Source organism: Clostridium sp. Marseille-QA1073 (assembly GCF_054863625.1).
Genome location: NZ_JBSVQM010000007.1, coordinates 166500 through 178702, shown reverse-complemented (window position 1 = coordinate 178702; position 12203 = coordinate 166500). Strand labels below are relative to the sequence as shown.

The 12203-nt window shown below is 27.1% G+C and carries 8 protein-coding genes, 5 tRNA genes and 1 other annotated feature; of the genes, 1 reads left to right on the top strand and 12 read right to left on the bottom strand.

Annotated features, from left to right (window positions below):
- Positions 1-98 precede the first annotated feature (98 nt).
- The 8 genes from ACY1IQ_RS08785 to ACY1IQ_RS08750 form a co-directional block, all read right to left on the bottom strand.
- Entirely contained in the window at positions 99-2303 is a 2205-nt protein-coding gene (locus ACY1IQ_RS08785; RefSeq protein ID WP_461613584.1) for a methyl-accepting chemotaxis protein, read from the bottom strand.
- A 454-nt stretch (positions 2304-2757) separates the two neighbouring features.
- A tRNA-Arg gene (locus ACY1IQ_RS08780) sits at positions 2758-2834 on the bottom strand.
- A 108-nt stretch (positions 2835-2942) separates the two neighbouring features.
- Positions 2943-3602: a transaldolase family protein gene (locus ACY1IQ_RS08775; protein WP_461613583.1), complete on the bottom strand. Its 660-nt coding sequence runs from the start codon at positions 3600-3602 to the stop codon at positions 2943-2945.
- A gap of 111 nt (positions 3603-3713) precedes the next feature.
- A tRNA-Ser gene (locus ACY1IQ_RS08770) sits at positions 3714-3804 on the bottom strand.
- A 37-nt stretch (positions 3805-3841) separates the two neighbouring features.
- Positions 3842-3932: transfer RNA gene (locus ACY1IQ_RS08765), tRNA-Ser, on the bottom strand.
- A 126-nt stretch (positions 3933-4058) separates the two neighbouring features.
- A tRNA-Ser gene (locus tag ACY1IQ_RS08760) sits at positions 4059-4149 on the bottom strand.
- Positions 4150-4157: 8 nt separating this feature from the next.
- Positions 4158-4248, bottom strand: a tRNA-Ser gene (locus ACY1IQ_RS08755).
- 149 nt (positions 4249-4397) lie between these two features.
- Positions 4398-4820: a hypothetical protein gene (locus ACY1IQ_RS08750; RefSeq protein ID WP_461613582.1), complete on the bottom strand. Its 423-nt coding sequence runs from the start codon at positions 4818-4820 to the stop codon at positions 4398-4400.
- A gap of 527 nt (positions 4821-5347) precedes the next feature.
- Between ACY1IQ_RS08750 and ACY1IQ_RS08745 the strand changes: the two genes are divergently transcribed.
- Positions 5348-5686, top strand: coding sequence for a hypothetical protein (locus ACY1IQ_RS08745; protein ID WP_461613581.1), 339 nt, complete (start codon positions 5348-5350; stop codon positions 5684-5686).
- A 284-nt stretch (positions 5687-5970) separates the two neighbouring features.
- On the opposite strand, the gene serS is transcribed toward ACY1IQ_RS08745, so the two are convergent.
- From serS to ACY1IQ_RS08725, 4 genes are all read right to left on the bottom strand, one after another.
- A complete protein-coding gene (serS, locus tag ACY1IQ_RS08740; RefSeq protein WP_461613580.1) occupies positions 5971-7248 on the bottom strand; it encodes a serine--tRNA ligase in 1278 nt (425 codons plus the stop codon).
- A gap of 78 nt (positions 7249-7326) precedes the next feature.
- Positions 7327-7534: a binding site (T-box leader), on the bottom strand.
- A 58-nt stretch (positions 7535-7592) separates the two neighbouring features.
- A complete protein-coding gene (locus ACY1IQ_RS08735; RefSeq protein WP_461613579.1) occupies positions 7593-7829 on the bottom strand; it encodes a DUF1667 domain-containing protein in 237 nt (78 codons plus the stop codon).
- 12 nt (positions 7830-7841) lie between these two features.
- On the bottom strand, positions 7842-9236 hold the full coding sequence (locus ACY1IQ_RS08730; RefSeq protein WP_461613578.1) for an FAD-dependent oxidoreductase: 1395 nt from the start codon (positions 9234-9236) through the stop codon (positions 7842-7844).
- Between the two features lie 24 nt (positions 9237-9260).
- A complete protein-coding gene (locus tag ACY1IQ_RS08725) occupies positions 9261-11969 on the bottom strand; it encodes a UPF0182 family protein (RefSeq protein WP_461613577.1) in 2709 nt (902 codons plus the stop codon).
- Between the last annotated feature and the right edge of the window lie 234 nt (positions 11970-12203).

Genomic DNA, 12203 nt, shown 5'->3' with positions numbered 1-12203 from the left:
AATAGTTGGATTATTATAAGTTTCTGGCTTCGTAGTATGACTCAAAATAGAATAGCATATTGACTAGTTATTTTAAATTACCTTATTCTAACTCATTTTTATAGCTTAAACTTTGATGTTATTTCAGTAAGTTTAATAGCACTATTCTTATTTTCAATAGATGCATTATTTATTTCTTCAATTTTATCTACTATATCTTCTGTTTTAGCTGAAATATTAAATACTCCTGAGGAACCTTCACTTAAAGTAGTAGATACATCTTCTATAGCTTTTACTATACCTTCTACATGTGAATTTAATCTTTGAGCCTCATCGCTAAATTCAAGCATAAAATTATTAAATACATCAGCATCTTTTGAGTATTGTTTACCTGTATCAATCATTCTTTCATAATCTCTGTTTATTCGCTTCTCCATAAACTCTATCATTTTTTCTGAACTGTTTGAAAGATTTTCAACAGAGCTATATACTGTTTTTACGACATTTTGTATATTAGATGCTGTTTTACCTGATTCTACTGCAAGCTTTCTTACTTCATCTGCAACTACAGCAAATCCTCTTCCTGCTTCTCCTGCTCTAGCTGCTTCTATTGCTGCATTTAATGCTAATAAATTAGTTTGTTCTGTAATCTTAAGTATAGCGTTTGCAAGACTATGAATTTGATTAACTCCTTTAGATGCTTCTATTGCAATTTCTAATTCTTCTTTTACATCATTATATAAAGTTTGAGTTTCTTCCTTAGATTGTTTAGATATCTTTTCAATTTCTATTGCTCTTGTTACTATATCCTTAGTTAATTGTGAGCCATTTAAAGATTCTGAAGCAATATTATTTATACCTAATTTCATATTCTCTGAGGATGCAGACATTTCTTCAGATGTAGCTGCTGTTTCCTGTATACCTGCAGATACCACTGAAGTTTCCATGGATGTTTCTTCTGCTTTTTCTCTTAATATAGCTGTAGACTTTTCTACTATTTCTGCATTTTTATTTACCATTTCTTCTACATTTATAAGACTCTTAACTACATCTCTTAATGCACTTCTCATTTGAACAACGGATTTAGATATCTGTCCTATCTCGTCTTTACTAAATTTACTATGATTAATATTATCTTCTGTTAGATCTAATTTAGAAGTCTTTATTACTAACTCTTTAGCTCTTATTATAGGTTTTATTAAGAATCTTGCTATTATAAATGCAAACACTAAGCATGTTATTATTACTATTAAAGCTATTAAAATTATAGTATTAGTCATAGCATTTACAGGTGTCATAATCTCTTCTGCATAAGCTGATACTACTAAAGTCCAATTAGTTCTAGGTATTATTCCATAAGCAGATATCATTTCATCATCATAATCTACATATTCTAAAGCTCCTATATCAACTTTCATTCCTTTTTTAGCTTTATCAACAATTTCTTTAATTTCATCTATTTGAACTTCACTACCTAAAAGTTCAGGGTTTTTATGATGTATATAATTTCCTGTTTCATCTAATAAAAAACTAAAACTTGAAGTAGTGGTATTAACATTTATATTTTTCAAATACTTAGCAAAGCTATCTGTATATACATATGAAGCTATGTATCCTACACATTGGCCGTGATTGTCATAATCTTGAACAGGATAAGTAAATACTATAATTGACCTATCACTCTTTTCAGACTTCATAGTATTACTTATTACTTTAGCACCACCTGAGCTGCTTTCATGAAAAGAAATTTCTTCTACGCTACTTCCAACAAACTCACTCTCACTATCTGCTATTATTTTTCCTGATAAGTCTATTAAAGATATTCTTTCCATTGCCAAATTATTTCCTATATAATCTTTAAAATACTTATTCATCTTCTCTGATAATTTAGTAGCTTCTAATTGAACCTTAGGATCTGAAGAATTTTTATCTACTAAAATATCACAGTTATCTTTGGCACTAGCAAGTGATGCAACCTCCATGCTATACTTTTCAATCATTATACTTATCGTATCTATTGACTTATCCACTATTGATGACATTTCTTGTTTGCTTAAATTAGAAATAATATTGCTAGCTTTATTATGAATAAAGCTTCCTGTAACTATCATTGCAACAATTACTATACCACTAATGATTACTGATATTTTCATTCCTATAGATGACATAGTCATATTTTTAATTGATGAGAATTTAAAGTTTTTAAAATTTATCCTCTTTCTTTCAAATTTTACACCCTTTATTCCTTTATTTTTTCTCCTTAGTTTAATCTTACTGAGCTTTTCTTTAAGCTTTAAAGATTTGGCCCCTTTTTTACCCCCCATGTAAACAACCCCTTATTGCCTAAAATTTCATAATATTAGATTTATTATAGCATAATTTTATCATAAAACTTACAATTTTGAAGGTTTTAACAAAAAATTGCTATTTACTGATATTTATCGATGAATAACAGTTTATCTTTATTAATATAGAATTTATTTTATCAATTAATGATTTCTACTAATTAAATGTATATTTTTCCCAGGAAATAATTAATTATAAATTGTATTATATTTTATATATTTGTAATTCTATATATTATTACGAGAAAGAAATAAACTAAATAGTCTTATTAAGGATGTATTCATATATGTGATCTAAAATATAAGTATTATATAAAATAACTTTTAAAGTAACCATCATAATAATTTTTTATTTAATATAATATAAACTTAATTACATAGTAGTATAATTCAATATAAAATAAAAAACTCAAGTCCATTAAGACTTGAGCTTTGGTGCGTCGGAGAAGATTCGAACTCCCGGCCAACTGGTTCGTAGCCAGCTACTCTATCCAACTGAGCTACCGACGCATATATTGTTTAAAACATAATTATTATAACAATTTAATAGTAAAAAGTCAATAATAAATATCTCTACTATAAATTTAATAGAGATATCTACTATTATATATTATATTATTATTTTATTGTATTATCCCATGCATTTGTAAATTTATCTAATCCATAGTTTACAAATGGATGACTAAAGCTATCTTTGTATACATCAAAGCCGCAAGTTACAATATGAGCACCTGCTTTTGCAGCATCTACTATTTGTTTTCCATTTCTAAGTGCAGCTACTATAACCTCTGTTTTTATATCAAAGTTTTTATATATATCAACTATATCTTTTATATATTGCTCACAATTTTCTCCATGAGTTTCTTTCCAACCAACAAAAGGTGATACAAAATATGCACCTATTCTACCTGCTTGTATTGCTTGAGATGGAGAGAATACTAAAGTAACATTAGTTTTTATTCCCTTTTGATTTAATTTATAAGCAGCAACAAGTCCTTGTTCTGTACATGGTATTTTTACAATAAAATTTTCAGAGAATGATGCTAACTTCTCTCCTTCTGCTATCATATCCTCAGCTTTATCAAGATGTGGGTTTATTTCAACGGATATTGGAAAGTCTTTTCCTTTGAATTCATTTGCTAATTCCTCTATAACAACATTAAATGGTTTTCCGCTAGCTTGTATGTGTCTTGGATTTGTCGTAACACCATCTATGCCCCAATTTTCATACGCATATCTTATTTCATGTATTTTTGCACTATCTAAAAAATATTTCATTACATTTCCTCCTAAGAATATTTTTATTGTATGATTATTAATTATACAATAAAAATATAAAAAAAGAAAATCAAGAACCTTTTATAAAACAATATAAAAGGTTCTTGATTTTGGCGGAGAAAGAGGGATTTGAACCCTCGCGCCAGTTACCCGACCTACGCCCTTAGCAGGGGCGCCTCTTCGGCCTCTTGAGTATTTCTCCATAATTATAGTTTTTAATTAATTTTAGATAAAAAAAATGGCGGAGAGAGTGGGATTCGAACCCACGGTACGCTCACACGTACGCCGGTTTTCAAGACCGGTGCCTTAAACCAACTCGACCATCTCTCCGTGTCATTTACATAGACAATTATATTATAATTTAGAATCTATGTCAATATTTTATTTAAACATCACCATGGTGATGATAAACAGGTATTTAATAAATCAAAAATGCTCAAAATAATGAGCATTTTGTGGCGGAGAAAGAGGGATTTGAACCCTCGCGCCGGTTACCCGACCTACGCCCTTAGCAGGGGCGCCTCTTCGGCCTCTTGAGTATTTCTCCACATGTTATGGCGGAGAGAGTGGGATTCGAACCCACGGTACGTTCACACGTACGCCGGTTTTCAAGACCGGTGCCTTAAACCAACTCGACCATCTCTCCGTGTCAAACTCACATTTACCATTATATTTATTTCTATCACATATGTCAATAGTTATTAGAAAATTTTCGTATTAAAATTGTATAATTTAATATATCTTAGCTTAATTATAAAAATATAGTAGAAATTTAAACTTATATAAGGTTATTGATTAAAAAAATTCATCTATAAATTGAAAAAATTCCCTAATATTTATACTAATTTTATTAAGAGTTATTTTTACTTCTTTTATTATGTCAATTTGTTTAATGTCTTCAACATATTTTTCTACTTCTTCTATCAATTTATCAATTTTCTGATTGCTTGTATCATGTTTCTTTAAATTTAAATCAAATTCTTTAAATGTTTCTATAAATTCTATTTGACTATTCTCATCTATACTTTTAGACTTACTAACTTCTTTATTATCGCTCTTTTCTTTTAAAGGCTTATGTGTATTTGTAACTATAGCTTGAACTTTTTTTACATGATTTCCTTTACCAAAAAAATTTACTGTTATTATTGACGAAATACATATTAAAATAGTGATTGCTATTAAAAGCACTTTATTTTTTTTCTTCTGTGGCTTTTCCATAATTATCACCTCTAATGCAATATTACCAGTATAGTATGATAAACTTCAATACTTTTTTATGTTTATTACAAAAGAGTAAGATTGGTAAGCATTATGTAAGATTAAATATATGAACTGTTCCATCACAATGATAAGGTTTTCATATGAAGTAGGCTATGAAGACTTAACATTTCTTTAAAATATTGGTTTTATTTATAAAGACAACTCTATAATTTACTTCAGACATTTAAATTTAAATAATAAATATATTATAAAATCTATATAAATATAACATATTTATTCGCAAAGGTTATTGTTGCTTTACGAATATATCCCCTACTACTTTTAAAGGTTTACGAATACATTTTTAGCTTATTTTAGCCTATCCGTAAAGGTATACCTTTACGGATAGGCTAAAGCTATATAAATAAAATTTACTGTAAATATATTAACTTAAAATTAATAGTATATAAGATGTAGTTATTATTAACTAAAAACTTTATAATAATATTAGATGCTATTGGTAAAATATGTTTTAAGGAGGATATATGGAAAATTCAGCATATATATTATTTGTATATTTATATTGCTTTTTAGTTGGCTTTTTTATCTTTTTAAAAGGGTATAAAATGTATAGAACTAAAAAATATTTAATTAAATTAAAAAATAGAGTTATTAAAGATGAAGTAAGATTATCAAAGTATCAAGGTACATTTCTTTGTGTAAGCTCTATAATGTATATTGTACTAGTTATTGTAACACTTAATTCTAGTGCTATACATGATAATATAAAAAGCTATATAATTATAGGATTCTTTGTAGTTAGTTGTATTATATATTTCATTATTTTAAATCTATATACTACAAAAGAAAAAAATAAAAGTTAGGTATCAACTTATTTAGAAATATCGCATAGATAACATAGCATCTTAAGATTATAAGAATAATTTTAATTTTATTTTTTCAAATACATGTTTTTTTATTTCTTCTACATCTTCAACTATGTTTAATTTATCTTCTAGCTTAGAAAATTATCTCCTAATAATTTCTTTCATATTCTTCTTGCTTTAAATCTCTTTTTTCTTGCAATTTATAATAGAAATTTTTAAAAAACAAAATAAAGAATTAAAATAAAAGTATCTTAATTCTTTATTTTTAATTTTAAATTGCACTACATAACTTCTCTTCCAGCCATATATGGTCTTAAAACTTCTGGAATTGTAATTGTTCCATCGGCATTTTGATAGTTTTCAAGTATAGCAGCTACTGTTCTTCCTATAGCAACACCTGATCCATTTAATGTATGTACAAAATTAGGTTTACTTTTAGCATCGTCTTTATATTTAATATTTGCACGTCTTGCTTGGAAGTCTTCAAAATTACTACAGCTTGAAATTTCAACATATCTATTATAACTTGGCATCCAAACTTCTAAATCATACTTAAAAGCAGCAGTAAATCCTAAATCACCTTTACATATCTTAACTACTCTATAAGGAAGTCCTAATGCTTTTAAAACGCTTTCTGCATCGTTTACAAGACTTTCAAGTTCCTTATAAGAATCTTCCGGTTTAACAAATTTAACAAGCTCTACTTTATTAAATTGGTGTTGTCTTACAAGTCCTCTTGTATCTCTTCCTGCTGATCCTGCTTCAGATCTAAAACAAGCACTATAAGCAGCATATTTTATTGGAAGTTTATCTCCTTCTATTATTTCATCTCTAAAAAGATTTGTAACAGGTACTTCTGCTGTTGGTATTAAAAAGTAATCTGTATCAGCAACTTTAAAAGCATCTTCTTCAAACTTTGGAAGCTGTCCTGTTCCTGTCATACTATTTCTATTAACTATAAATGGCGGCAGTATTTCTGTATATCCATTTTCATCTATATGCTTATTTAAAAAGAAGTTTATTATAGCTCTTTCTAATCTAGCACCTAATCCTTTATATACTGTAAATCTTGAGCCAGTAACTTTTCCACCTGCTTCAAAATCTAATATTCCTTTTTCTGTTCCTAAAGTCCAATGCTCTTTTGGCTCAAATTCAAATTTTCTTGGTTCACCAAATTTTCTTACTTCCACATTATCTTCATCAGTATCTCCATTAGGAACTTCAGGATTTGGTATATTAGGTATTCTAAGCATTATATATTTTATTCTTTCATCTATTTCTGAAAGTTCTACATCAAAGTTTTTAATTTTATCAGCAAGCTCTTTCATTTGCGCCATTATATCGTCAACAGGTAGCCCTTCCTTTTTAAGTTTCGGAATTTGAGATGATTGAGTATTTCTTTTATTTTTTAATTCTTCAACTTCAACTAATATATCTCTTCTTCTTTTATCTAAATCTACAACCTCATCAATAACACTTATATCAAAATTTTCTCCTCTATCATTAAGTGCTTTTTTTATTTCTTCAACATTGTTACGAATTCTTTTTAAATCTAACATAATAAATTCCTCCTACAAGTTTATTTTTATATTTTATTATTTATAAATTTTTTCAAACAAAAAAGAGCCTTCAATCCCAAAAGGGACGAAAGACTCCGCGTTGCCACCCTAAATTGAATAATATTTTAAAAAATACTATTCCTCTTAATTATAATAACGGTAATTACCGTACTGCTCATCACAGTCCCTTCAAGTTGGATTCACAAAATTTAACATATCAGCTTACACCATGCACTAACTCTCTTTAATGTTAATAAATTGCTACTAGACTCTTCAACGGTTTAATCTAAATATTTATTTTGAAGATAATTCTATATGTTAATATATGTTTTGTCAATATAAAATTAATTATTCTTATATATATTTTTAGTGCATACAATATCTACACCGGTATTTAATATATTTTTGCATACCACATCTCCTATTTTTATAGGAGGTCCAATATGAATTCTACTTAAAGCCTTTGAACATTCAAGCCATAATGCTTTATTTATAGGCCTAGTACTTTTAACAGGAGCTATATCATGCTTATTAGAGCCTTTAACTCTAACAACAGTAGTTAATATTTCTTCATTGCACATATTTATCATTCCTTACATTGTATCAAATTCTTTAATTCTACTTAACACTACTTTAGAGTTTTTTGAGTTTTTAACTATTTCTGTTATATGTTTATCTGTTTCTCTAGCTAATATAGAAATTATAACTTGATTGCAATAAGAACCTCTACAATTTCCAAAACCCGCACCAGTTCTTCTTTTTACCCCTTCTAATGTACGAGCACCTAAAGGTCTCCTTATTGCATCTACAATTTCACCTTCTGTTATATTTTCACATCTACAAACTATTTTACCATATTTCTTATCTAGTTTTATTATTCTTTTTCTATCTTCATTACTTAAATCTCTAAATTTGTAGCATTCTCTTCTTCTATCTATAAAATCTTTTTTTAATATACAATTTAAATCATTAACTACCATTTTACATACCATATCAGCAATAGCTGGTGTCATGGTAACTTTTCCAAAATGCTTAACACTTACATTAATATACCCATTATCATTTAAATTATCATCAATAACTACAGGCTCATCATATAAGCTCCAGTCGAGAACCATTTTGATACTCTTTGCATCAACCTTCCCGGTTAAATGAGACAATTTATCTATAACTATATCATAGTTTACATTTTCATCTGTGCTTAATGCTCCAATTATTTCTCCATTCATTGTTGGACGTATATACCGTCTTTCTTTATTGTCTATATCAAAAATTATGTTTGAGTATAAATTATTATAGCTTTTATCTACTATAAAATATTTTAAATTGTTTTTATAAGGGTCTTTTATTTTATTTTTATTATAATCCCTTCCTAAATCCTTTTGAGAAGTTGTATTTATAACTATTTTACAAGTAAATTTATTTCTATTTGTTTCAACTTTAAATCCCTTTGATGTATTTTCAATATTTAAAACTTCTTCTTCTAATTTAAATTTTACCCCATTATCAAAGGCAATTTCTCCATAAGCTAATGCTAAGTCATAAGAGCATACTACACCTGTATTAGGAATATATAGTGCTTTTTTAAATCCTCTTTGTAAATTAGGCTCTACTTTGTAAATTTCTTCATCACAAAGTAATTTAATCTCTTTTATTTTCTTCTCTAAAGCTATTTTATACATCCTTTCAATTTGTATTTCTTGCTCCTTATTTTTAGCTACATATAATGAACCACATTTTTTAAAAGGGACATTAAATTTACTTACATAACTGTCAATCATTTTATTGCCTTTTCGAATTAATGAAGAGCTAAGTGTATCTTCACACTCAAGCCCATCATAAATTGTTGCTGTATTTATTAGTGCTGCATCTGAACCAATATCATAGTCTTTTTCTATTACAGCTATATTTAAATTATATTTTGATAATTCATAGGCAACTGCACAACCTATCATGCCGCCACCTAATACAAGCACATCGTAGTCCATAATTCCTCCATAAATTAACTTGTACTATTTAGAAACTTTCTCTATTTCTTTACCAAGTGAATTTATATATTCACCATATTTAGCCCAGTCTCCATTTTTTTGAGCTTCTATTGCTTTATCATACAATTCTTTAATCCTTTTAATATCAACCTTATCTGTGGTTGTATTTACTTTATTTTCATCTCCGGCTTTATCCTCATAACTAAACAATTTAGCTAATGCGCTTTCAATGTTATTAGCTAAAACTATTTGATCCCCATATCCTACAATTACATTTTTCATTTCTGGAATACTTTTTTCTCCTGCAGCTCTTAAATAAAGAGGCTCAACATATAGTAAAGATTTTTTTATTGGAATAATTAAAACTTCTCCAAATTGAACTTCTGAGCCTTTCGTATCCCAAAGTGATAATTCTTTAGATATTTCCGGATCTTGATGTAATTTTTGCTTAAATAACATAGGACTATATACAGTACCACCTGTAGGAAATTTATATAGGAACATTTGTCCATAATTTTCTCCATCCATTCTTACTCCATACATCGCTACCATATTATCTCTACCTTTAGTATTAAAATATTCTAATACTACCATTTCATCTTTTGTTTCATTAGGTAATCTCATAATAACATAGGAAGCTTCATTTAATTTTTCTTTTTCATTTTCATCTACTTTTTCTTTATCACTTGCTATGCTCCATACATCATCTCCATTATAAAATACTCCAGGATCTTTTACATGATATTTACCTAAAACTTGACACTGAATATTAAATAAATCTTCAGGGTATTTAAAATGATCTCTTAAAGATTTAGGTACCTCTTCAACATCTTTAAATAGTTGTGGAAATATTTTAGAGTAAGTAACGGCTATAGGATCATTTTTATCTACAACGTAAAAGTTTGTAGTACCATTAAACGCGTCTATTATAACTTTAATAGAGTTTCTCATATAGTTTACGTTATTGTCTAAAGGTTGAGAAAAAGGAAACTTATCTGTCACTGTATACGCATCCATAATCCAATATAATTGACCATTATCTACAACTATATAAGGATCTCTATCATATTGTAAAAATGGTGCTATTTTATTTACTCTTTCTCTTATATTTCTGTGTATAAGTATTTGACTATCTCTATTTATATCTTGAGATAAAATAAACTTAGGATTTTGATATTTAAATGAGAATAAAATTCTATTTAGCATAGACATTCTTATTCCAGCTTCTCCGTCATAGTTATTAGTTACATTTTCTCCGCTCATAGGATAATCAATTTCACCAAGATCAGTATTAACTATACTATAGTCATTTGTACTTTCTCCAAAGTATATTCTTGGATTATCTAGCTTTATATCGGTCTTATTCTCTATAGGTACATTACTAATAACAAAGTTAGGTTGTCCTTCACTTGTTACTGAATTAACTTTACTCATTACAATTCCATATCCATGAGTATAAGATAAATGCCTATTTTGCCATGTATTTGAGTTATCATCTAATTTATTTAAGTCTAACTCCCTAGGTGCAATAAATACTTGGCTGTACTTTCCATTAATATTATATCTATCTATATCAATATCATTAAAGCCATAATAATATCTTATATATTGAAATTGATTATTAAATTCTAACGCTGGTTTATATGCATTTATCTTTATATTATCAATTATATCCTTGTTATCTTTTATATCTTTTGAAGTTAAATTATTAATAACATTATAATTTTCTTCTTTAATTTCATCAATATTAAAAGCTTTCCTTGTATAATCAATATTATATTCAATAAAAGGTTGTTCTAAAGTCTTTTCATTGGATTGTACTATAAACTTTTGAACGAAAGTTGCAGATACCCCTTCCCCTATAATCAGTATAAACATTAAAACAATTGAATAAATTATAGGTTTTACTTTAGATGTAATTATACTAAAGAATACTACTACTGAAGCCACTATTCCTACTATTGAAATAGCTCTATAAAATTTCAAGCTAACTTTCATATCTGTATAACTTGCACCAAAAACTGCCCCCTGTGGTGAATAAACTAAATTCCATGCATTAATCATATATCCGAAAGCTATAAATAGCATAATTAATGCTGAAAGTACAGCTAACTGCTTACCCGCAAAATTTGTTATACCACTTTTAAAGCTTTTAAAACTTTTATTACTTATATTAGCAACTTTGTCCTGTATTTTATCTTTAGCACTAAAAGAAATATAAATTATAAAAGTGATTATTACTAAAATAACTAACAAAGAAATTATGCTGCTATACAATGATTGTATTAAAGGCAGCTTAAATACATAAAAAGAAATATCCTTATTAAATATAGGATCATTTAAATTAAAGGATGTTGAGTTTGTAAACTCTAATATTCTATACCAATAATTTGATGCAAAAATATAGGAAAAAAACATAGAAACTAAAGCATTTATAATTAAAAATACTTTAAATATCTTTTTCTCTTTATCTCTATTTCTTTCTATAACTTTTCTCATCTTCATAATACTAGGTTTTAAACTTATATAATATACTGTTATAGCAGTAAAAATAATAATAAATACAGGTATCATTAACTTTAACGTAGCTACAACTCTCTTAAAATATATAGATAAATAACCTAATTCTTTAAACCATTGATAATCAACTAATATATTTATACTAGAAGCTAAAACCAAAAGTATTAATATTATCATTATTATAAAAGAAAATACTATTCCTCTCTTCTTCACATTATCACCTCTTATCCTTTTTCGAACAAATATATATTAAGTTTTATATCTCCTCTCATAATTTTTTCTTAAAATATGTGAAATTAAATAATTAGTTAAAAATTTTAATTATACTTTCTTTTATATAAATATTGAAGATTTATTTTTTTAAAACACATAAATATCTATAATTATTACATACATCTTAATAATACTATTATTCAAAGATAAATCCTATATAGAATAGTATATTAG

Bases quoted from the DNA above. Each gene is read 5' to 3' on its own strand.
- ACY1IQ_RS08730 (WP_461613578.1), bottom strand. From the start codon at position 9,236: ATGGACTACGATGTGCTTGTATTAGGTGGCGGCATGATAGGTTGTGCA.
- ACY1IQ_RS08785 (WP_461613584.1), bottom strand. From the start codon at position 2,303: ATGGGGGGTAAAAAAGGGGCCAAATCTTTAAAGCTTAAAGAAAAGCTC.
- ACY1IQ_RS08750 (WP_461613582.1), bottom strand. From the start codon at position 4,820: ATGGAAAAGCCACAGAAGAAAAAAAATAAAGTGCTTTTAATAGCAATC.
- serS (WP_461613580.1), bottom strand. From the start codon at position 7,248: ATGTTAGATTTAAAAAGAATTCGTAACAATGTTGAAGAAATAAAAAAA.
- ACY1IQ_RS08745 (WP_461613581.1), top strand. From the start codon at position 5,348: ATGGAAAATTCAGCATATATATTATTTGTATATTTATATTGCTTTTTA.
- ACY1IQ_RS08735 (WP_461613579.1), bottom strand. From the start codon at position 7,829: ATGTGCAATGAAGAAATATTAACTACTGTTGTTAGAGTTAAAGGCTCT.
- ACY1IQ_RS08775 (WP_461613583.1), bottom strand. From the start codon at position 3,602: ATGAAATATTTTTTAGATAGTGCAAAAATACATGAAATAAGATATGCG.